The 21,274-nt window shown below is 64.1% G+C and carries 19 protein-coding genes and 2 pseudogenes; 10 read left to right on the top strand and 11 right to left on the bottom strand.

Annotation, left to right across the window (positions count from 1 at the left end; genetic code table 11):
* The first annotated feature begins 5 nt into the window (after positions 1-5).
* From BLV60_RS29870 to BLV60_RS29880, 3 genes are all read left to right on the top strand, one after another.
* A complete protein-coding gene (locus BLV60_RS29870; RefSeq protein ID WP_093058928.1) occupies positions 6-812 on the top strand; it encodes a hypothetical protein in 807 nt (268 codons plus the stop codon).
* A 35-nt stretch (positions 813-847) separates the two neighbouring features.
* A complete protein-coding gene (locus tag BLV60_RS29875; protein WP_256329633.1) occupies positions 848-1,486 on the top strand; it encodes an acyloxyacyl hydrolase in 639 nt (212 codons plus the stop codon).
* Positions 1,487-1,643: 157 nt separating this feature from the next.
* Positions 1,644-2,051, top strand: a complete 408-nt coding sequence (locus BLV60_RS29880) for a cupin domain-containing protein (protein WP_093058929.1) — start codon at positions 1,644-1,646, stop codon at positions 2,049-2,051.
* Between the two features lie 14 nt (positions 2,052-2,065).
* Here the strand turns inward: BLV60_RS29880 and BLV60_RS29885 are convergent, their stop codons facing one another.
* Positions 2,066-2,875: an AraC family transcriptional regulator gene (locus BLV60_RS29885; protein WP_371127417.1), complete on the bottom strand. Its 810-nt coding sequence runs from the start codon at positions 2,873-2,875 to the stop codon at positions 2,066-2,068.
* Between the two features lie 96 nt (positions 2,876-2,971).
* Here BLV60_RS29885 and BLV60_RS29890 point away from each other — a divergent pair, with 96 nt between their 5' ends.
* Positions 2,972-4,165, top strand: coding sequence for an MFS transporter (locus tag BLV60_RS29890; protein WP_093058930.1), 1,194 nt, complete (start codon positions 2,972-2,974; stop codon positions 4,163-4,165).
* A 16-nt stretch (positions 4,166-4,181) separates the two neighbouring features.
* Here the strand turns inward: BLV60_RS29890 and BLV60_RS29895 are convergent, their stop codons facing one another.
* Together BLV60_RS29895 and BLV60_RS29900 are read right to left on the bottom strand one after the other, a co-directional pair.
* Complete coding sequence (locus BLV60_RS29895; RefSeq protein WP_093058931.1) at positions 4,182-5,945, bottom strand: GMC family oxidoreductase; 1,764 nt, start codon at positions 5,943-5,945, stop codon at positions 4,182-4,184.
* Between the two features lie 11 nt (positions 5,946-5,956).
* Complete coding sequence (locus tag BLV60_RS29900; RefSeq protein WP_093058932.1) at positions 5,957-6,703, bottom strand: gluconate 2-dehydrogenase subunit 3 family protein; 747 nt, start codon at positions 6,701-6,703, stop codon at positions 5,957-5,959.
* Between the two features lie 330 nt (positions 6,704-7,033).
* Between BLV60_RS29900 and BLV60_RS29905 the strand changes: the two genes are divergently transcribed.
* Complete coding sequence (locus tag BLV60_RS29905; RefSeq protein ID WP_093058933.1) at positions 7,034-7,369, top strand: hypothetical protein; 336 nt, start codon at positions 7,034-7,036, stop codon at positions 7,367-7,369.
* Here the strand turns inward: BLV60_RS29905 and BLV60_RS29910 are convergent.
* Positions 7,278-10,136 carry an ATP-binding protein gene (locus BLV60_RS29910; protein WP_093058934.1) on the bottom strand — a complete coding sequence of 953 codons (2,859 nt, stop codon included), beginning with the start codon at positions 10,134-10,136 and terminating at the stop codon, positions 7,278-7,280. The genes BLV60_RS29905 and BLV60_RS29910 overlap by 92 nt on opposite strands.
* A 242-nt stretch (positions 10,137-10,378) precedes the next feature.
* Here BLV60_RS29910 and BLV60_RS29915 point away from each other — a divergent pair, with 242 nt between their 5' ends.
* Positions 10,379-11,866: a catalase gene (locus tag BLV60_RS29915; protein WP_093058935.1), complete on the top strand. Its 1,488-nt coding sequence runs from the start codon at positions 10,379-10,381 to the stop codon at positions 11,864-11,866.
* Positions 11,867-12,069: 203 nt separating this feature from the next.
* The gene (locus BLV60_RS29920) at positions 12,070-12,987 is read left to right on the top strand and encodes an MBL fold metallo-hydrolase (RefSeq protein ID WP_093058936.1); all 918 of its coding nucleotides are present in this window, start codon (positions 12,070-12,072) and stop codon (positions 12,985-12,987) included.
* A gap of 44 nt (positions 12,988-13,031) precedes the next feature.
* On the opposite strand, the gene BLV60_RS29925 is transcribed toward BLV60_RS29920, so the two are convergent.
* The 4 genes and pseudogenes from BLV60_RS29925 to BLV60_RS29940 form a co-directional block, all read right to left on the bottom strand.
* Entirely contained in the window at positions 13,032-13,919 is an 888-nt protein-coding gene (locus BLV60_RS29925) for a hypothetical protein (RefSeq protein ID WP_143042655.1), read from the bottom strand.
* 75 nt (positions 13,920-13,994) lie between these two features.
* Positions 13,995-14,393, bottom strand: a complete 399-nt coding sequence (locus BLV60_RS29930; RefSeq protein WP_093058938.1) for a hypothetical protein — start codon at positions 14,391-14,393, stop codon at positions 13,995-13,997.
* Positions 14,394-14,547: 154 nt separating this feature from the next.
* Positions 14,548-14,961 carry a DUF2513 domain-containing protein gene (locus tag BLV60_RS29935; protein ID WP_093058971.1) on the bottom strand — a complete coding sequence of 138 codons (414 nt, stop codon included), beginning with the start codon at positions 14,959-14,961 and terminating at the stop codon, positions 14,548-14,550.
* A gap of 232 nt (positions 14,962-15,193) precedes the next feature.
* Positions 15,194-15,478 (bottom strand): annotated as a pseudogene (locus tag BLV60_RS29940) (signal peptide protein); the annotation flags it as partial.
* A gap of 348 nt (positions 15,479-15,826) precedes the next feature.
* Between BLV60_RS29940 and BLV60_RS29945 the strand changes: the two are divergent.
* Positions 15,827-16,459: a YiaD family glycine zipper/OmpA-like lipoprotein gene (locus BLV60_RS29945; RefSeq protein WP_093058940.1), complete on the top strand. Its 633-nt coding sequence runs from the start codon at positions 15,827-15,829 to the stop codon at positions 16,457-16,459.
* Here BLV60_RS29945 and BLV60_RS29950 read toward each other — a convergent pair.
* Complete coding sequence (locus tag BLV60_RS29950; protein WP_093058941.1) at positions 16,435-17,112, bottom strand: hypothetical protein; 678 nt, start codon at positions 17,110-17,112, stop codon at positions 16,435-16,437. The genes BLV60_RS29945 and BLV60_RS29950 overlap by 25 nt on opposite strands.
* A 227-nt stretch (positions 17,113-17,339) precedes the next feature.
* Between BLV60_RS29950 and BLV60_RS34735 the strand changes: the two genes are divergently transcribed.
* Positions 17,340-17,462, top strand: a complete 123-nt coding sequence (locus BLV60_RS34735) for a hypothetical protein (RefSeq protein ID WP_256329635.1) — start codon at positions 17,340-17,342, stop codon at positions 17,460-17,462.
* Between the two features lie 69 nt (positions 17,463-17,531).
* On the opposite strand, the gene BLV60_RS29960 is transcribed toward BLV60_RS34735, so the two are convergent.
* The gene (locus BLV60_RS29960) at positions 17,532-18,416 is read right to left on the bottom strand and encodes an HNH endonuclease signature motif containing protein (RefSeq protein WP_093058942.1); all 885 of its coding nucleotides are present in this window, start codon (positions 18,414-18,416) and stop codon (positions 17,532-17,534) included.
* Positions 18,417-18,761: 345 nt separating this feature from the next.
* On the opposite strand from BLV60_RS29960, the pseudogene BLV60_RS29965 reads away from it, so the two are divergent.
* Positions 18,762-19,166 (top strand): annotated as a pseudogene (locus BLV60_RS29965) (ATP-binding protein); the annotation flags it as partial.
* Positions 19,167-19,196: 30 nt separating this feature from the next.
* Here the strand turns inward: BLV60_RS29965 and BLV60_RS29970 are convergent.
* Positions 19,197-21,236 carry a serine/threonine-protein kinase gene (locus BLV60_RS29970; RefSeq protein ID WP_093058944.1) on the bottom strand — a complete coding sequence of 680 codons (2,040 nt, stop codon included), beginning with the start codon at positions 21,234-21,236 and terminating at the stop codon, positions 19,197-19,199.
* Between the last annotated feature and the right edge of the window lie 38 nt (positions 21,237-21,274).

A 21,274-nucleotide genomic window follows, 5' to 3' on the forward strand; every position in this document is an offset into this window, starting at 1 on the left:
GCGCCATGGCGCTCGCCGCGGCCCTGCACGTCTCGCACGCTGCTTCCCTCGCGCCACCAGCACCAGCCGCACCATCTGCGGCAGCCGCGCAGGTGGTGCGCGTGCAACCGTCCGCGAGCCAGATACCGGCCAACCTTCTGCGCCTTTCCGTCGAGTTCGCGACGCGAACCGAAGGCCCAGTGCTTCCAAGGATCGCGCTGCTGCGCCCTGACGGGAAGCCGCTCGCGCAACCGTTTCTCGAGCAGGAACTCTGGTCGCCGAGCGGACGGATCCTGACGGTGCTGATGCATCCGGGTCGCGTCAAGACCGGCCTGAATGCGCGCGATGCACTGGGACCGATCCTGGTTGACGGCGACGAAGTGACATTGACGCTCGATGGGCGACCCATCCAGCACTGGCGCGTCGGCCCCGTGGACACGAACGGTCCCGTGGCTTCGGCGTGGCGCCTGTCGCCGGTTCGCGCCGCGTCGAGGCAGCCGCTCGTCGTGACCTTGGACGACCCCATCGACGGCCGGGACGCCGATTACCTCGCGATCGCCGACCCGCGCGGCCGACGCGTGAACGGCCGCGCGCTGTTGAAAGACGGCGAGAGCATCTGGACATTCACCCCGCACATGCCTTGGCGCGCGGGCGAGTACAGGCTCGTTGCGCGCGGCACCCTTGAGGATTCGGCCGGCAATCGCCTGAACGGGCGCTTCGAGACGCCCGCCGACGCGCCAGCGATCGCAGCGGCCGACGCCGCGCTGGCGTTCACCGTGGCTCCCGAGCCCCCATCGACCGATATGCACAGACACGCCATGCGCCTGCCCTGACTATCTGAATCTCTGACGCCTTCGACGACACGGTAATGACCGTGCAGTTCGATACCACCGCAACGCAAATGTCCGATCCAACTCTCTCTATGGCCTTCCAGTGGCCAGAACTTCGTCTCAAGCGCCAGGCTGTGGCAGCGGTCCTGCTCGGCTTAGGTGCGTGCCTTTCACAGGCGGCGAGCGCCGAAACCTCATTGCTCCAACCCTCTTCCTTCTTCACGCAATTCGGCTCCGCGCACAGCACCCGCGCCCTGACGGCAGGGCTTACCTGGGACATGCCTTACCGGTGGCAACTCGGTGCCGGTGAGGTGAGCAGCCATCTCGAAGCCTCGTACTCGTACTGGCACATCCAGTCGCGGGACCGGGCCGGGCTTTCACAGCTGTCGCAGTTCGCGCTGGTGCCCGTGCAGCGCTACCGGCCAGACAACGGTGCGTCCCCGTGGTTCGTCGAGGCGGGGGTCGGCTTGACGGCGACCTCATCCGTCTATCGAACGAAGCAGAAGAGTTTCTCGACCAGCTTCAACTTCGGAACGCACCTGGCAGTCGGCCGAAGCTTCGGCGAGCACGGCCAGCACGAAATCTCGTTGCGGCTGGAGCACTTCTCGAACGCCGGCATCAAGCATCCGAACCCTGGAGAGAACTTCATCCAGGTCCGCTACGCGCGGCGCTTCTAGCGCGTCGCACTATCTCAAAGGGATAGACCGGCCTGCCCCGTCGAGGGCATGGCCTCCCGGCGCTCACCCGGCAAAGTGAGCCTTCAGGAAGATCGACGCTTCGCGTCGATCGTTTGCAACCCGGCCCGACATGACGGGCCATCGAAAGGAAGAACCAATGTCTTTGATCAGGAAAACCGGAAGCCGAATCCTGCTGGCGTGCAGCGTCTTGCTCGCACAGCACGCAATGGCTGCACCTGCGGCCATCGTGACGCCGCTGCTGACGCACGACCTGCCCAACATTCCCGGCAAGGAAGTGCTGATGATCAGCGTCGAGTACCCCCCGGGCGCGGTCGATCCCGTCCACAAGCACGATGCGCACGCGTTCGTGTACGTGCTAGAGGGCTCGATCGTCATGGGCGTCAAGGGCGGCAAGGAAGTCACTCTCACCAAGGGCCAGACCTTTTACGAGGGGCCGAATGACATCCACACCGTCGGACGCAACGCTAGCAGCACGCAGCCGGCCCGTTTCACTGTGACACTGATCAAGGACAAGGGCGTCGACTTCTTCATTCCTGTGAAATAAGCAATGGGGCAAGTTCACCGGTCGTGCGCGAGGCGCTGTTCGGCGAGGTAGCGCGCCGGCGGCTTGCCCATCGCCTTCTTGAACATCGCGATGAACGCACCCACCGAGTCGTAGCCCAGGTCGACGGCCACCTGCTGCACCGACTGCCCCGAAGACAGCCACTGCAACGCCACGATCAGCTGCAGCCGCTGGCGCCATCGGCCGAAGGACATGCCCGTCTCGTGCCGGACCAGCCGTGCGAAGGTGCGCTCGCTCATCGCAAGGCGCGATGCCCACTGCGTGGCGGTGGTGCGGTCGGCGGGGTCGGCCATCAACCCCGTGACGAGCCTGCGCAGGCGCGGCTCGTCGGACACCGGCAGGTGCATCGGCTCCGCGGGCATGCGCACGAGCTGGTCGAGCACCACGGCATGCAGGCGCCCGATCTCGCCGTCAGGCACATCGCCCCCGGGCCGCGTGGCCAGATGAAGGATGAGTTCTCGCAGCAGGGGCGAGATGCCCACTGCGCAGCAGTCCCGCGGCATGTCTGCGGCGTCACTCGCCACGAACAGAAAGCACACATCCGCATCGGTCGTCACGCGGTTTCCATGTGGCACGTTGCCTGGAATCCAGAGCCCGCCGTGGACGGGCGCCATCCACATCGCGCCAGGTACCTCGCAGGTCATGGCGCCACGCAGCACCATCACCAGCTGCCCCTGCGCATGCGTGTGCGTCGCGAGCGCTTCGGCGTGTCCATGGGTACGGATCCGCCAAGCCGCCACGTCGGCATCCATCTTGTCGAACTCGAAGTTCCAGGGGCCTGTTCGGTGGGGACTCACGTTTTTCATTTTGACCGGATTCGCGAATTTTTTGTCGGTCCGCAGTCATCTCGAAAGGGGCGTCGTCGCTAGATTCAAAAGCGACACAGCATCACTTCCAACGCCATGCATTCCTCGACATCACAGGTGCACTACTCGCAACACTCTGCGGTGCTGCTCATCGGCATCCTGTGCACCGCCGCCAGCCTGCGCGCACCGATCACCGCGCTGGGCCCGCTGCTCGAACCTGTCCGCGCGAGCTTCGCGCTCAGCGCCTCCGCGGCCGGCCTGCTGACCACGCTGCCGCTGTTCGCGTTCGCCGTGGTCTCGCCCTTCGCGGCCGGCGTTGCGCATCGCTTCGGCCTGGAGCGCGTGCTGTTCGCGGCCCTTGTCCTGCTGATCGCCGGCATCGCCGTGCGGTCGGCGGGTACCACGCCGGCGCTGTACGCTGGCACCTGCGTCATCGGCAGCGCCATCGCCGTCGCCAACGTGCTGCTGCCCAGCCTGCTGAAGCGCGACTTTCCCACTCACGTGGCCAGGCTCACGGCCTGCTATGCGCTGGCGATGATCACCGCCGCCGGCCTGGCGTCCGCCGTCGCCGTCCCACTCGACCAGGCGCTCGGTGCCGGATGGCCAGCCTCGCTGGGCAGCGTCGCCTTGCTTCCGCTGGCCGCCGCCATCTTGTGGCTTCCGCAACTGCGTCTTCGCACGACCTCGGCGCCCGGCCTCGCGACGGAGGCACCGGGTGCGTCGGTATGGAAGGCTCCGCTGGCCTGGCAGGTCGCCGCCTACCTCGGGCTGACCTGCTTCATCCATTTCGCCGCCATCGCGTGGCTGCCGTCGATCCTTCAGGAGGCCGGAGATTCGAGTGCACGTGCCGGCGCGCTGCACGGATGGATGCAGCTGGCGGGCGCCATTCCCGCGCTGCTGCTGATGCCGCTGCTGCAACGCATGCCCGACCAGCGCTGGATCTCCTTCGCCTCTCCGGCGCTGAGCGCACTCGGCCTGGTCGGCCTGCTCGCGATGCCTTCACTGGCACCCCTCTGGGTCTTCGCGTTCGGCATGGGAATGGGCGCCGCGCTGATCCTGAGCCTCGCCTTCGTAGGGCTGCGTGCAGCCAACCAGAAGACCGCGGCGTCGCTCTCGGGCATGTCGCAATGCATCGGCTACCTGCTCGCGGCCGTCGGTCCGACATTCATCGGTTTCCTTCACGAGTCGTCGGGGAGCTGGACTACGCCGCTCGTGGTCTGCGCGGTGCTTTGCATCGCGATGTGCGCGCTGGGCCTCTCGGTAGGCCGGGCCAGGCACATCGGGGCCTGAGCCATGCGGCCGCCGCTCACAACATCCGCGGCTGGCGGGCATAGCGCACGAGGTCGTCGCCCAGGCGCAGCGCCAGCGCCGCGAGCGGCCCCGTGGGGTTGTAGCCGGCGTTGTGCACGTAGACCGAAGCGCCGACCACGAAGAGATTCTGCGCATCCCAGTGCTGCAGCCGGGGAGACACCACGCTCGTCGCGGGATCGACGCCCATGATGGTTCCGCCGGTGGTGTGCGTGGTCTGGTATTGCCTCGCGTCGAAGTCGCCGCGCCGCGGTTGAGGCGCGCCGACGATGGTGGCGCCCATGGCGCGCGCGATGCCCGCAGCCTTGCCTGTCACGTACTCGCTCATCCGGTGGTCGTTGTCGTGGAAATTGAAGGTCATTCGCAGCAAGGGTTGGCCGTAGGCGTCGCGGTAGACCGGATCGAGGTCGAGGTAGTTCTCGCGGTGCGGGTAGTTGCTTCCGTGCACGGCCACGTTGAAGGCGTGCGCGTACCAGTCCGCGTTGGCCTGCTTCCAGGCGGTGCCCCAGCGCGGCGTTCCGGCCGGCAACAGGCGCGAATTGATCGGGCGGCCGTTGGTCACGTTCGCGTAGATGTAGCCGCCACCGAAGAAGCCCAGGCCGGTGTGGTCGAAGTTGTCGCCGTTGAACTCATCCACCACCATCTGCGAGGCGCCCGTGGCCATGAAGGGGTTGATCCAGCGGTCCTTGAAGAAAACGGGCACGGACGACATCACCTGGTAGCAGAAGTTCTTGCCCACCGCGCCCTTGCCGGTCTTCGGGTCGTAGGGCTTGCCGATGCCGCTCGCGAGGAGCAGCCTGGTGTTCGTCATCGTGAAGCCGGAGAGCACGACGACGTCGGCCGGCTGTTCATACTCCTGCGCAGTCTCGAGGTCGATGAACCGCACGCCGGTTACACGCCTGGCCGTGCGGTCGTAGTCGATGCCGGTCACCTGTGCGTGTAGCCGGATCTCGAAGTCGCGGTGCTTCTGCAGCATTGGATAGAGCAAGACCGCGGGGCTGGCCTTGGCGTTGGCCTCGCAGAAGAAGCGCTCGCAATGTCCGCAGTACTGGCACGGAGCCAGGTTCACTCCATCCGGATTGGTGTAGGCGCGCGGCGAGTTGGCCGCCGGCAGCGGGAACGGCTTGTACCCCAGGCCCTGCGCGGCGGCCTGGAAGATCCGGCCCGATTCCAGGATCTCCAGCGGTGGCTGGGGAAAATCCTGCCGTCGCGGTGCTTCGAACGGATTGCCGCCATCGATGAGCCGTCCGCCAATGTTGCCCGCCTGCCCCGCGATGCCGAAGAGGCGCTCGAAGAGGTCGTGATACGGCTCCATCTCCGCGTAGCTGACACCCCAGTCCTGGACCGTCATCTCGCGAGGTATGGCCGCCTTGCCATAGCGGCTCTCGAGGTGGGTGCGCAGCGCGGGGTCGTATTCCGCCCAGCGCCAGGTCTGCCCGTTCCAGTGATTGGCTGCGCCACCCATGCCGTCCCCAGGCAGGAACGCCTCCATGCGTCGGATGGGCAGCGCCTGCTCGGAGGCAGCGTGGCGCAGCGTGTAAGTCTCGGTGGCCCAGTTCTGCATCAGGCCGTTGCGCACGCCCCAGCGCAACTCGTCGCGCTGGTTGGGCAAGGTCGCGGCGGCGCTGCCGGCGAGATCGCCGCCGCGTTCGAGCACGAGCACGTCGATGCCGGTGTTCATCAGTTGCCGCGCGGCAAGGCCTGCGGTGAGGCCGCCGCCGACGAAAACGACGGCGCGCCTAGGTAGTTTCTTGAGCGTCATGGCATCCGCTTTCAGCTGAAGTCCTCGATCGACTGCGGCGCCGCTGCGCCTGGATAGGATCGGCCGCGGTACTCCACGACATTGCGTGCGTGCAAGGCCGGTAGTCCGGGATAGCCGACTGCGCGCCAGAAAACCTTGTCGCGGTTGCCGCCGTAGAGCGGGTCCGCGAAACAGGCCTGCACGAACAGCGGATAGAAGCAGTTGTCGAACCACTCGCCAAGCGCGAAACGTTCGTCATCCCATCGGCCGGCCGCAACATCCTGGAGCAGCCCGTCGAGCTCGGCGGGGGTGAGTTGTTCGATGGCCTTGCCCATGCGCCGACGGATCTCCCGGTTCAATGCGGCGACGCCGGCCTTGAACTGCTCCTCCGGCGTCAATGGCGACTGCGAGCCGTGCTGCGGCTTGCCGGGTCGCCACGGGCCTTGCCGGTAGAGCCTGTCGCCGCGCCCCCAGGCACCGGCCAGTTGCCGGTCGATGTAGATGTGCAGGCCGCAATCGACGCCGTTCGGCGTGAGCGAGTCGGCTGGACACATCATGTTGACCAGGGCTTCGACACAGGCTGCCTCCCGGGGTCCTAGCGACAGGTAGCCTGACTCCCGGGACTTCTCAGCGTCGCGGGCTGCGGCGTCTCGCGCCGGAGTAGGTGGAGTGCCGGCGCCGCCGAGCAGCATGGGCGCCGCAAGCGCCGCACCGGACGCGCCGCCGAGCCGGCGCAGGAAAAGACGCCGCGCGGGCGGCTCTCGGTCATCGATGGGCATGAGATTCTTTCTTGAACGAGGGTGCGACCGAGTGCGCGCAATGCAGGCAGTCATCGCCGTATCGCGGCCCCGGCCTGCGGTACTGTTGGGCGCTCATGCTATGGAGCCGGCACGTTGACCGGTAGGCCGGTTTAGGGAACCAGCGGGTTGCGCAGCCAGCATCAATGGCACGCGGGCAGGTGCGCGCTCACCAGGGTGCTCGCGCCCTCGCAGTTGCCTGGCTGGAAACACCGCGATGCGGCAGAGCAGCCTTCCGCACCATGCATCGCCTGCCTAGCATCGATTCCCGCGTGTCACGACATTCCGCAACATCGATCACGGGCGGAGCACATGAATCCATCGATCCTCGAACAGGAAGCCCGCCAGGACAGCGGCGGTGTCAGCTCCGAACATCGCTCGTTCGGATTCCGGCCTGCCTTCCGCAACACGGAAACGGGTCGTGTCTACGCCGCGCGCTTTGCCGATGGGCGGCTCGCGCCTGTCCACACGATCGACGGCCTGCCCGACGAGGTGGTCGTCGCGAGGTCGGTCTGCGGCAAGGCGCTGTCGTTGAAGTCGTCGGTGCAGTCCGGGTTCACCCGGAACGGCCGCTTCTACGACCACGACCAGGCTGCGGCGTATCTGGCGCGTCGCCTGGCCGATTCGCGCCCTCGTGCATGGGCATAGGGCGACCATCCGTCCCGTCGCGCCCTCGCTCGGCCTGCTGCTCGGGGTTCAGGCCGGCCCGCATGCTGGCCAAGCTCCGCGCGGCGCGCAATTCCCAGCCCTTCGCGCCCTGCTGCCTGGCCGTCTCGATGGCGCGCAGGTAGAAGCCCTCGGCCTCGTCCGTCATGCCACGGCGCTCGCTGCGCCAGCCCGCGGCGCGCCAGACCTCCGCGGCGCACCACAGGCCCTCGCCTTGGGCGAGCCGCTCGATCAACTGGTCGTCGAACCAATCGGGGCAGAACGTCACGAGCATTTCCCTGCGCGGTGCGTCATAGGCGGCGAACCGTGCAGACACTTCGCGCACGAGCGGATGCCGGTCTTCGGCCGTCGCAATTTGCAGTCCCTGCTGGAACCACTCGGCGTACCGGAGCCAGCCCAGCAAGCCGCGGCGCTGCGCCTCCTCCATCATCAATGCGACCCAGCGGCGAGCCAGCTCCGTCTCGCCAGACCAAAGCGCGACAGGACAGGCGCCGTACAGCGCGGAGCACACCGAGAGGGAATTGGCCAGCGACTCGGCCCTGGAAACGGCGGCTTGGGCAACCTCGAGCGCGTTGGCCGTATCGCCTTGCACCCACAATGTGCGGCACAGCACCGCCATCGCCGCCACGCTCGCATCCGGCCCGAGCATGTTGGCATGCGTGCGCCCGGCGCCGGCGGAGATGGCGATCGACGCCTCGCTGTGCTCTCGGGACACATCGAACTTGCCGCAGAAATGATTGGCCATCGCGCTCACGCGGTGGGAAAGGATGAGCGCCGCCGGGTCCTCCCCCGACTGGGCAAGCGCGAGAACAGGCTGCGAGTGCCGCAGGGCCGCGGCGTACTCCCCGCGAAACATGTCGTGCGTGCAGCGGCCCCAGCGTGCGCGCAGCTCCAGCACCGGCATCTTGAGCGCCAGCGCACCCGCCAGCGCCTGATCACAGACGGCATTCAGGTCGTCGTTCGAGCCCCGGGTGTTCAGCAGTGCCGTGATCAAGGCGGTTCTCAACCAGGTAGCACTCTCCAGATCGGGCTCAGGTTGCTGCTCCACCAGCGTGAGCGCCGCAGCGACCCTGTCGCGGTATTCGGCCACCTGCGAGAGGTGGAACCACAGGGGCATCGACGCGATGACCAGCGCCGCGCCCAATCCGGCGTCGGGCTGCCGCACCAGGCTGACCTCCAGCGCGAAGCGAACGTCGTCGAGGCTGTACGCGTAGCGCTCGCCCCAGGCCTGCTCGGCCAGTTGCGCCAGTTCCGCCGTGGCGGTCTTCATCACGTCGAGCATGTACGACGCATGATGCCGAAGCATGGCCGCGTGCTCGTCGCTGCGTTCGAGTAGTGCGCTCGCGTAGCTGCGCGTGGTGTCCAGCAGGCGATAGGGCGAGACGCTGTCGCTGGTGTCGAAGAAGATCAGCGACTTGTTGGTCAGCGAGATCAGCGCGTCGAACGCGACATCGCTATCCATGTCGGCATTGACGCCGAGTGCGGCGGCCACGTCGAAGCGCCCCCGGAACACCGACAGCCGACGGAAGAACCGCAGTTCCGTCTCGTCAAGCAGCGCGATGCTCCAGTCGAGCGCGGCGGCAAGCGTGCGGTGGCGCGCCGAGATGGCCCGATTGGCGATGGCATACAGCCGCATGTGATCGTCCAGCGTGCGCGTCAGATCGCCGACCGACTGCACTCCAAGACGGGCAGCCACCAGTTCGATGGCCAGCGGGATGCCATCGACCTGCCGCGAGATCCGGGCCAGCAAAGGGGCATGCGCTTCATTGAACATGCCTGCGCCCGCGGCCTTGGCGCGCTCGACCAGCAGCCGGACCGACGACCATTTCAAGGCCTTGGCGAGAGGCACGGCTTCCGCATCAGGAACCGCCAGCGGCGGCAGTCGCACGACGTACTCGGCCGTCACGCGGATTGACTCGCGGCTGGTCGCCAGGATGCGCAGTTCTGGCAAGGCGATCAGCAGCTCGTTGATCAGTGGCGCGAGCACTTCGATGACGTGCTCGCAGTTGTCGATCAGCAAGAGTACCTTCTGTCCGGCAAGGCTCTGGACGATGGCCTGCAAGGTGTCGGGCATGTCGGCGGCCGCCCCCACCGATCGCGCCAGCGTGCCGGGGACGTGGTCTTGCGAAATCAATGACGAGAGATCGACGAACGCCGTCGACGCAGCACGCTGCAGCTGATAGCGCTCCGCAGCATGGATCGCGACGCTGGTTTTTCCGATGCCTCCCGTGCCGACGATGGTGACCAATCGGTTGGCCTCGAGCGATGAAAGGATGCTCTGCACATCGGCTTCACGACCGACCAGTTCAGTCAGCCGGGCCGGCGGCTTGGCAAAAGAAGAAGGAGCCGAGAAAGGCGGCGGCGCTTCAACGGCATCGAGCGACTGGCGATGCACCCTGGCGTTGAATCGATAGCCCCGCTGGGGCACGTTGGAAATCCACTCCTCGCAACCGTCCCCTTCGCCCGGCCGCCCCAGCGACTTTCGAAGCATCGACATGTGAACGCGCACGCTGGACTCCTCGACCACCACACCCGCCCAGACTGCCGAGAGCAGCTCATCCTTGCCGATGAATTCGCCGGGCCGCTTGATGAGCTGAAGCAGCAGGTCGAAAGCACGGGGGCCGAGCCGCACCGCTTCACCCGAGCGCTCGAGCCGGCGCTGCATTTCCTTGAGGATGAAGGGGCCGAAACGCCAGCGAACCTCCGCCAGATCAGTCCGTTCGGGCGACTCAGCGGCGCGTTCTTGCATGGGTGGTTCGCGGTGCGACGGAGGGATTCGAGCGGCTCATCTGCTGCCTTCATGTTAGACGAAAACATTCACTGGACGAACCGTCCTGGAGATGCAGGGCGAGTGCCCTCCGCCTAGCTCATCAGAGGTTTAGACGCACCATCCCATCGTGTGCCGCGACCTCTACCCAACGGCAGATGCAGGCATGCGCGGAAGATCCTTAGAGTGGAAAGACAGTGAACACCAACGACAAGAGTCTTTCCATGAATACCCCACCCGAGCAGTCGAACAAGACTCCTCTGACTACCGCCTTCGGCGCGCCAGTGGCCGACAACCAGAACAGCCTGTCGGCCGGACCGCGCGGCCCGCTGCTCATGCAGGATGTCTGGCTCATCGAGAAGCTCGCCAACCTGAACCGCGAGGTAATTCCAGAGCGCCGTATGCATGCCAAGGGCTCCGGCGCATTCGGCACCTTCACCGTCACTCACGACATTACCCAATACACCCGCGCCAAGCTGTTTGGCGCCGTCGGCAAGAAGACCGAAATGTTCGCACGCTTCACCACCGTTGCCGGTGAACGCGGCGCAGCCGATGCCGAGCGCGACATCCGTGGGTTCGCCCTCAAGTTCTACACCGAGGAGGGCAACTGGGACTTGGTGGGCAACAACACACCAGTATTCTTCCTGCGCGATCCACGCAAATTTCCCGACCTCAACAAAGCCGTGAAGCGCGACCCGCGCACGAACATGCGCAGTGCCACCAACAACTGGGACTTCTGGACGCTGCTGCCCGAAGCGCTGCATCAGGTCACTATCGTGATGAGCGACCGCGGGATCCCGGCAAGCTATCGGCACATGCACGGCTTCGGCTCGCACACCTACAGCTTCGTCAACGCACGTGACGAGCGCTTCTGGGTCAAGTTCCATTTCAAGACGCAACAGGGCATCAGGAATCTCACCGACGCCGAGGCCGCGATTCTCGTAGGGGCGGACCGCGAGAGCCACCAGCGCGACTTGTTCGATGCAATCGCGCGCGGAGACTTCCCCAAATGGACGCTGTATGTCCAGGTCATGCCTGAGGCCGATGCCGAGAGCGTGCCCTACCACCCCTTCGACCTCACCAAGGTCTGGCCGAAGAAGGATTACCCTTTGGTAGAGGTGGGCGTCATGGAGCTCAACCGCAATCCCGATAACTTCTTCGCGGAAGTCGAGCAAAGCGCCTTCGCGCCCAACAACCTTGTCCCGGGTATCGGCGTGTCGCCTGACAAGATGTTGCAGGCGCGCCTGTTTGCCTACTCCGATGCGCAGCGCTACCGCCTGGGCGTGAACCACCACCAGATACCGGTGAACGCCGCGCGGTGCCCTGTGCACAGCAATCACCGGGACGGCGCGATACGCATCGATGGCAACTACGCCGGCCTGCCTCACTACGAGCCCAACAGCTTCGGCCAGTGGCAGGAACAGCCCGGCTACCGCGAGCCTCCCCTCAGGCTGCGCGGCGACGCCGACTTCTGGAACTTCCGCGAGGATGACGCCGACTACTTCAAGCAGCCCGGTGACCTGTTCCGTCTGATGACGCCTGCGCAGCAATTGGTGCTGTTCGAGAACACCGCAAGGGCCATGGGTGATGCACCGGAGTTCATCAAGCGCAGGCACGTCGACAACTGCGCCAAAGCGGATGCGGCCTACGGCGCGGGCGTTGCGAACGCGCTGGGACTGGCTACGCGTTCGGCGCAAGGAGCCACAACTTGAGGATGACATGTTTGGTGCGTTTCAGTCACCACCGTGTGCCCTTCTGCATGCCTACCGCCTCGGTCCTGTCCTGCCTACTCTTGGCGGCATGCGGCCTCGTGTCGTGATCCGCGCCCGACAACCCCACTGTTGAACGGCACCTCCTGCCAGCCTCGGGCTGGCTCAGCTCGAGTGATCGAGCTACCTCTTTTGGAGATTCCGCCATGTTTTCCCTAGATGAAACCCAGCAATCGGGTACCAAGAAGTTCGAAGAGCTTGTGCCGTCCCGTTATGCCTTGAAGGTCGGCGAAATCGATGCACTGGTGGTCAGCGATGGCGTGCTGCCGCTACCCACTTCGACGATGGCCACCAATGCAGAACCGGCCGACCTCGCAAACTGGTTGAGCGACATGTTCATGCCTCCCGACAAGTACGACTGGCCGCTGAACGTGATGGTGGCCCGCAGCGGCGCACAGACCATCCTCATCGACGCTGGTCTGGGCGGCCAGTTCTCGGGCTTCCCGCGTGCCGGTCAGTTCCCCCAGCGACTCGAAGCCGCCGGCATCGCGCTCGAGTCCGTCACCGATGTGATCCTGACTCACATGCACATGGACCACGTAGGCGGGCTGCTGGTCCCGGGCGTCAAAGAACGCCTGCGCCCGGATGTGCGCATTCATGTCTCCGCGGCCGAGGTCAAGTTCTGGACCTCGCCCGACTTCACTCGCACCGTCATGCCGAACCCGGTGCCTGAGGTGCTGCGGTCGACTGCCAAGAGCTTCTACGAGGAATACCGCGACAAACTGCAGACCTTCGAAGACACGCGTGAAGTTGCGCCGGGTGTCATCGTTCGCCATACCGGCGGCCACACTCCTGGGCACAGCGTGGTCGACCTGGTATCAGGTGGTGAACGGCTGACTTTCGCCGGCGACGCTGTGTTTCCGGTCGGATTCGACCACCCCGACTGGCAAAACGGTTTCGAGCACGACCCCGAGGAGGCTGCTCGCGTCCGTATGCGCCTTTTCCAAGAACTGGCACAAACCGGCGGGCTGCTGGTTGCCGCCCACCTGCCGTTCCCATCGCTAGGCCACGTCGCGGTTGATGGCGAGGCGTTTCGCTGGGTACCGATCATCTGGGACTATTGACGCTCCCGCATTATGAGCAGCACCCGACACCGTCACGCCCTCACTCAAACCATTCTGCTGATGTGAGCAGCGAACTGCTCAGAGGTGAAGAGGACTTTGCCTTGAGGCAGCCAGATCTGACCGAAAGCGTGTTTCAGAAAGCCGGTCTCGTTTGAGACCAACACATTCGCGCGCAGGAGGTGAGTCATCAGGTCTAGGTCTGCCTGCGCGTTGAGGTCGATCTTCTCGTTCGTTCGATTTACAGCGTGATCCATCATGCAGATCATGTTGATCACGAACGTAGTGAAGTAGGGGTAGTCCATCTTCGCGCGAGCCCACCTCCTCCAAACCTCTCGCGGGTTAAAGCAGGGGACGTTCGCTTCTATGTATGCCCGCCCCTCTTCCGCGATGTACTGCTCGGCTTCGCTGTTGCTGAGCCTAGGGACGTTGTCCCGTCTGCGGACTCCCCCCGGCTTGGTTTTTCGGAGGGCGACAACTTCGTTTCGCATCTCGATAGAAATTTTCCGCTGCTCGGCTCGCTTCTGATCCTCGTCGCGCCGCTCAAGCTGCGTGCCGACTAGGCCACGCCAGGTCCCGTCCGGAGGGATCGCGCGCAATGCGTTCAGAAGCCGGTGCTGCTTATTGGTCGACATAAAAATGTTGGTCCTGCGACCGCGTCCTTGGACCAACTCGCGATGCCAGATCGTCACGAAATCTTCGCAGAATCGGTTTGCTGTTTCCGCAATGAACGGGAGCCATTCCTCAAGAAGCGCTTTGCGCGCTGTAGCCACACCGTAGGCACGAAGCGTCTCCTCTATAAAGACGTGCCCGTAGACCGGTTGAATTCGACCTGCGCTGCACAGCGCCTTCATCGGGCTTTTTTCTAACGTTTCGAAATGCGTGGCAGAGAAGACGTTGGTGTCGAACACGACGCGCAATGCGGGCTTGCTCATGAGAAGCTCTGGGAGAGTCGCCCCCATCTCGACGAGATGGAATCAGGCCACGAAGGCAATCCTACACATCGAGATCTACCTTCTCCCCAAGCCTTCACTTAAAGCATTAATCCACCATCGCACGTGGCTGCCATTGTTGAAACGGTCCGTCAGCAAGATCCGCAACTCGTCATTGACTTCGCCCCAACGCTCGTCCATCTCTCGCAGATCGCGCTCGACGAGACCAGGGTCCGCGTAGCGCGAATCGGAGTTGGCGACCCACCGCAGGTATTGCAGCCAGGAGAGCTTTTGCCAGGCCGCACCCGTACCTGCGCGCAGGGTTGCCAGTATCTGCTCGCTATAAGGGTTGACCTGGAAGGAGCGTGAAGCGAACCATTGTGAATTTCCGCGCTCGATTGATCCGAATTTCCATCGAGGGCTGACCCGCCGCAATGTCTTTCTGCCGTTGTTCATCAGGCAGGTTGCGTGCTGCATGCAGCTCAAGGTCTCATGGAAAACTGGGGCACTTCGAAGTGGAAATCAACAAGTTGGGATTCGAATTCGTTGGGAGGGCGGTAACCGAGCGCCGAGTGCAGGCGTTTGGCGTTGTAGACCTCTTCGATGAACTTCGGCAGCCGTTCTTCTGGTGCTAGCCGAGGACATTTTTTAGAGCCAATGCTCCGAGGGCTTTCACTGCATCAAAGGACAACTCGACGCCCTTGGTATTGGCTGTCGACTTGATCCATTCCCACACCTTCGAGGAACGCATGGTGTCAAGCAGATCGTGCCCGGCCATCGTCAGGCGCGGTGCGCTCAGGCTGAAGGCGAAGCCGCCATCCCCCATCCTGATAACCTCGAAACCCTCGGAATAGCCGTTATCGAGAAGCAGTTCCAAGTGCCCAAAGAGCCGCCCTTCAGCCGTGCGGAAGGCTTTCAATTCCGTGATGTACGCCTCTTCAGTTTGCTCCAGCCACTTCGGCTGGGTCGGTGAATCGGCCAGGAAATCTTCTTCCTCTTCGATGGCGGTCAACAGCTTGCGGATCAGGTCCCAGTCTCGCTTCATTGTGAGCTCCGTTGGATTGACTTCAGATTGAAGCATGCGCCGGTCCATGGCTGCAATGGCGCCAGCCGTTGTGACCGATGCCCGCCGTTAGTCGGCTTCGATGTCGCGCTCACCACACGGTCGGTGTGCCGACGATGGGATTGCCATGTTCGGAGGGGAGAGGCATTCAGCGGGCGCAAAAAAAGCCCGCACGAGGCGGGCTTCTGCGCGATCCGATCGGTCGCTCCAAAGATCAACATGCCTTGCCATGGGCGACGTGTGCGCCCTTGGCCTTCGCATCTGCTTCGGACATGTACGAGCCACGCTTGGTCTTGCCGAAGTACTTGTCGCTCGCGCAGTGATAGACCTTGCCGTTCACCCACACCTGACCCGCGGTGGCGCCTGCAGCCGGAGCGGCCGCCGCAGGCGTGGCCACGGGCTTGGCCGCAGGAGCGGTGGTGGTCGGCGTGGCAGCAGCAGGGGCTGCGGGTGCAGCTTGAGCCGCAGAAGCAGCAGGACTGGGTACCGCCGCAGCAGCAGGTGGCTTCTGTGCAAAGACCGATACCGCGAAGACAGGACCAACGGCCAGCAAGAACAGAGTTTTTTTCAAAATTGCACCTCACGGATCGCACGAAAGCACGTGCATGTTGCAGCCAACGTCCTCGCCGTGATCCGGTTGACGGGTCACTCTTTTGAACTGTGACCAGCGGTACCACGCGAGACCTATTTCACATTTAAAAGGAGCAGGTTCACATCAATGTTCCAAAGGCAGTCCTGGCTGTCGGCCAAGGCATACATGCACGAGTTGTCTTCTTCAGATTGCACTTCGGCCCGGGAGTTCGCCAGGGTTGTCAATCCAAACTCAAACCATTGAAAAGGGAAGACTATGAAAACCAAACTGATCTCGCTCGCCATCGTTGCCGCACTTGCCGCAGGCTGTGCAACCGAGCAAGGGACTCACACGGCCGTCGGCACTGGCGCAGGTGCAGTTGTCGGCGCGGGGGTGGGCAATCTCATCGGTCGCGACAAGAAGGGCACTGCCATCGGTGCCGCGGTGGGCGCAGCGGTCGGTGCAGGCGTCGGCTACAACTGGACCAACATCCGCAACAAACTCAGCGGCCAGACAGCCGGCACCGGCACGCAGATCGTCGATCAGCCGGATGGCTCATTGAAGCTCAACATCCCAAGCCAGGTGACCTTCGATACCGACAGCGCCACCATCAAATCTTCGTTTCGCAGCGTGCTCGATGGAGTTTCTCAAACCGTCTCGCAGGAACCCAATATCAATGCGCGTGTGGTTGGTCACACGGACAGCACTGGCAATCCAGAGCACAACATGACGCTGTCGCAGCGTCGCGCGCAAAGCGTGGGGACCTATCTGGTCGACCGCGGCGTGAAGAGCGCACGCCTCACGACCGAAGGTCGAGGCGAGACGCAACCGGTGGCTAGCAACGCCACCGAAGACGGGCGCACACAAAATCGCCGCGTTGAAATCTATCTGAAGCCGATCTCGCAGTAACCAGCAAGAGCGCGTCCAAGGATGCGCTCCAGCAATGACCAACGGCTGCTGATAAGGCGCGCATCCATTCGAGTCCGTGACCTCGCCCCGTCAGTTGCATTGACATCAGCACCTATGATGCTGGCGGGCGGGCTCGGAGGTTCTCGGATTTCCCTTTCAAGCGACATGAGCAGCGACACGAGCCTCATTTCCACATGCCGCGTGAGATCGAGAAACGAATGGAAGTTTGCAAGTAGCAGCTTGGTGTCAAACACCACCAGATAGCGCACGGATTCAGACCAGTTATCTGGAACTCCTTCCAGAGAGAAACGATGCGTCCAGTCAGAGTGCGCCACAACCTGGTCGCGAAGCAGAATGGCATGATCGTGCTCCGCCTGATGCGCCGGGTAGCCATCGAAGAGCTGCAGCTCGCTGGGCTTGAGGTACCGATCGGCTATCCCGTCAGATCTTGACGTATTGAAAGGCCGGGCGTAGCTGACGATAGCAGCCATTCCCAAGGCGCTATCTAGCTCATCAGCGTGACTCGTCGCGAGCCTAGCTGGGCTAGAACGCAGCCCTTTGAAGATCTCGGCAAACTTCTGAGCTTGTTGGATATCGTGGATCGCCACGTGCACACGATTCGCCAAGCGCCGCAGCGAGCTATTGTCTTTCATGGTCAGATTTTGCAGTGGGTCGTTGCGAAAAGGGTGTTGCGTCTGACAATGATTGCAAAGGCCCCACTTGTTAGCTACCGTATGTGCCCCGGACCTTCCAGTGTCCGGTGGCATCAAGGAGATCCCTCTTCACCATTCAGAAACCATTGCCACCGCCCAAGGGCTACGAGAGTTGGCTCCACTACGCAGTCGAGAATTTTGATACCCGTCAGCCATGGCTCGAAAGCATGTACGAGACGTGGGCGGATGAAACCGCAGTCGAACTCGACCGCGACGAGATTCGCGAGTCCCTGCGTATGGAGTTCATGGCCCTGAAAAAAGCCATGAAAGCCATGGGGTCGAACTCATAACCTTTTTCCCACCCGCGAACACTCTCGTACGGGTTGGCATGGGTTCATTGTCGCGCGTCAGCGAGTCGCCTACAGCGCCAGCGGATTCGGAAACTCGGCTCGATCAAACTGGTTGATGTACACGTCGTCCTTCACGAGCACGCTAACGCGCCACTTCTTGCCCGAGGGATCGAGCTTAATCTCCATCACCTCGCGATCTACCGCACGATGGATAAGTGTATTGAGCAGCATGCCAGCGCTCTCGCCGTTGTGATAGCGCCAATCCTCGAAGTGCGCCGCATCAAGGAGAGCCGGATTCTGGATTCCCGTCACTGGGCACTTCTTCCAGATCTTCAGCATAAGATCGCGAAAGGCGCTCTGCTCTGGACGAATCAGGCGTGAAGCGAACTTCGCCACGTAAGGGCCATGTGTCTCGGGAGGCGGTGTCGGCGGGCCAGGGATCGTCGGCAGCGGCCGACCAACAATCTCCAAGAGCACTCGCGCCAGCGGCATGTCGAGCCAGTAGAAGGTTCCTTGGTTGGCATTACCGTTAACGTCGAATGGCTGCCGCGATCTTGAGGATTCGGCTTGTGCTTTTAGGATCTGCGCTGCGAAGTCCTGGTATCTAATCTTGGATGGGAGCGGCTCATATGTGGCGTTCACGCGAAGCCCTTTCATTCCGGCCTTCCACTGTGCCGATTCCGGTTTATGGAACCGGCCCTCCAGCGTGTTGGTCGCAAACGCGAATTCTTTCGTCATCGGGAAGTCCGGCACCTTGGAGATAACCTTGGCTGTGCCAACGAGGCCATCAAAGTTAATGATGACCGTGTCGCCCGGCGCCATGTTTTCAAGCGGTAGCACATTCGGTGTTCGCACGCCGTCACGGTCGAGGTACGTGGTGAACATGTACCCCTCATTGCGTAGAAACTCAAAGGACGAACCTTGATTAGCGAAGAAATAAGCCATGGTTTCCATTGGACCGCAAACTCGATGTGGCCCTCGAGAACTCCCAGATTGAGCGCGAATGCGTCTTCGGAACTCAACTTCACGCAGAGTGCGCCGTCTGCCGACGTGGGTGATCGTGCCCCAGTTCGCCGAAGATCTCGACGGAAGCTGGCTCGCGCGGCTTAGATCTGAGTCCCCGTTGTTCAGCAAGCTGGGCTACACCAGCGCCCAATCTTGGGGAGTCAAATAACTTTGATCCGATAGTGGGAAAAGCTAGCTAACTTTGAAACCCGAGGGAGCGCGCAGCCACATAGAAAGTGCGTAAGTGATTGATTTCACTAGTGGTCAAGACCGTGTAATTTTGATTTCCCACACTCGCGCTACCAGGGCAAGCTCAGCGGCCCGCTGCTGGACCGCATCGACCTGCACATCGAAGTGCCGGCGGTGTCGGCGCAGCTGCTGCTCGAAGCGCCGCCCGGTGAATCGACCGACAGCATCCGCACCCGCGTGGTCGATGCGCGCGAGCGTGCGATACGGCGGCAAGGCCACGCCAACCAGTCGCTGCAGGGCTCTGCCATCGACCGGCATGCCGTGCTCGACGACGCGGCGCGCAAGTTCATGTTCAACGCGGCGAACAAGCTCGGCTGGTCGGCGCGCAGCACGCACCGCGCGCTCAAGGTGGCGCGCACGATCGCCGATCTGGCAGGGGCGGATGCGGTGCAAGCGGCGCATGTGGCGGAGGCGGTGCAGTACCGCAGGGCACTGCGCGGCGCCAAATGAACGCGGGAGCCAGCCGCGGCGCAGACCGTACTACTTGAACTCGTGGCTCACCACAGGCGCCGACTTGCTGTCCTGCACCGTCACGCGCTGCCGGAACACTTCTAGGTCGCCGTTGCGCACTTCGATGTTGTAGATGCCCGGGCGCAGCGACAGCGACTTGAGCGGCGGGCTCACGCCGCGGTCCGCGCCGTCGACGAACACCTGGCCCCAGGGGCGGACGTTGAACACCACCCGGCCCATGCCGGGCGACGCCGCAGGCGTGGCGGGAGCGGCTGCAGGTGCGCCCGGCGTGCCGGCGGGTGTGGCACCCGCCACGGTCGTCGTCGTGGTGCCCGGCGGCAACGTGCCGGGCGCGACGGGCACTGACGGCGGCGAGAGCCGGTTGATTTCGGCGATTGCATTGCGCGCCTCGCGCGCATGCACGCCGCGGCGGTAGCGGCGCAGGTAAGCCTCGTAGCCTTCGCGCGTGTTCTCGGTCTGCGCGAGGTTCCAGTCCTCGGCTTCGGCGGTGGCCAGCGCGGATTCGGGCGGCGCGGCCGGTGGGCCGACCGGGACGTTCTCCAGCGGTGTCAGCGGCGCCGTGGCCGTCGCGGCGGGCGCACTGGCCGGTGCGGCGGGCAGCGGCGCTGCTGCACTACCGCCGGCCGCAGGCGTTCCAGGCGCGGCCGGCACGCCATCGGTGGTGGTGGCCGGTGGCATTGCCGCCGGCGGCGCGGTGTTGCTCGACATCGGCGCGGCCGGAGGCGGCACCGGCACCATCGCGGTCTTGGTCTCCTGCGGCTGCATGCCCGAGGTCAGGCGCAGGCCGATCCAGCTGCCCACGGCCACTAGCGCGATCAGCAGCGCGCCCACCATGCCCCACGGCGGGCGCTTGAGCTTGTTCTTCTGCGCGGTTGGTGCTGCGGCTTTGTGCCCTTGCGCCTTGCTGCGGTCCTGCGGTGCGACGCGCGGTGCGGGCGCCGGCACTGGTGTAGGCGCGGCCCTCGGCTGCTCCGGCGCTGCCACCGGCATCGGCTCCAACGGCACCGGTGCCGACATCGGCGAGAACTGCTGCGGCACCAGCGGCGGAGGTGGCGGCGTCGCCGAAACGGGCGCCGCGGGAATGATCACCGTCGGGGCGCTCATGCCGCTCACGTAGATGTCGCCGAGCTTCACAAGCCCCAGCTCGGCCGCGAAGGCAGCCACGGTCTGCGTGCGGTCCTTGCTGTGCACGGCCAGCGTGTGGTCGACCGCGGTGCAGAAGCTCGGGCTCAGGTCGTCGCGGCCCATCGACGACAGGGGCACGTAGGCGTCCTGCACGCTGCGCACCACGGCCGAAGGCGGCGGATGGCCCGTGACCGCGCGGTACAGCACTGCCCCCAGCGCATACATGTCGGTCCACGCGCCCTGCAGCAGCGTGTTGTCGTCGGCGTACTGCTCTATGGGCGAGTAGCCCGACTTCACCATCACCGCCACTTCGTCGACGAGGTCGGCGATCGACTTGCGCGCCGCGCCGAAGTCGAGCAGCACCGGCAGGTCATCCTGCTGGATGAAGATGTTGTCGGGCGCGATGTCGCGGTGGAAGCACTGGCTGCGGTGCAGCGTCTCCAGCGCACCCAGCAGCGGCCCCAGCATGCCGAGCAGCCAGGGCTCGGTGATCCTGCCCGGCTCGTCCTCGGCCAGGCGGCGCAGCGTGCGGCCCTTGTAGAGCTGGATCGCCATATAGGCGGTGGAGTTGGCCTCCCAGAAGCGATGCACGCGCACCAGCGCCGGGTGGCTGAATTGCGCGAGCGTGCGCGCCTCGTTGATGAAGCTGCGCAGGCCCGCCTGGAAGGTGGCCGTGAGCCGCTCGGAGCGCACGTGCACGCTGTTGTCGCCCACGCGGCGCGCGAGCATCGAGGGCATGTATTCCTTGATGGCCACCTCGCGCTGCAGCGAGTGGTCGTAGGCGCGGTAGACGATGCCGAAGCCTCCTTCGCCGATCACCTCCAGCAGCTCGAATTCGGCCAGCCGGTGGTTCACGCCCAGCGGGTGCGGCCGTTCGTCATCCGTCTCGGCCGGCGGGCTTCCGATGCCGTGCGTCGTCGTCATGCTTCTCCTCCTGCGGGACTGCTGTGGCCCCTATGGCC

Source organism: Variovorax sp. YR634 (genome assembly GCF_900106655.1).
Lineage (GTDB): Bacteria > Pseudomonadota > Gammaproteobacteria > Burkholderiales > Burkholderiaceae_C > Variovorax.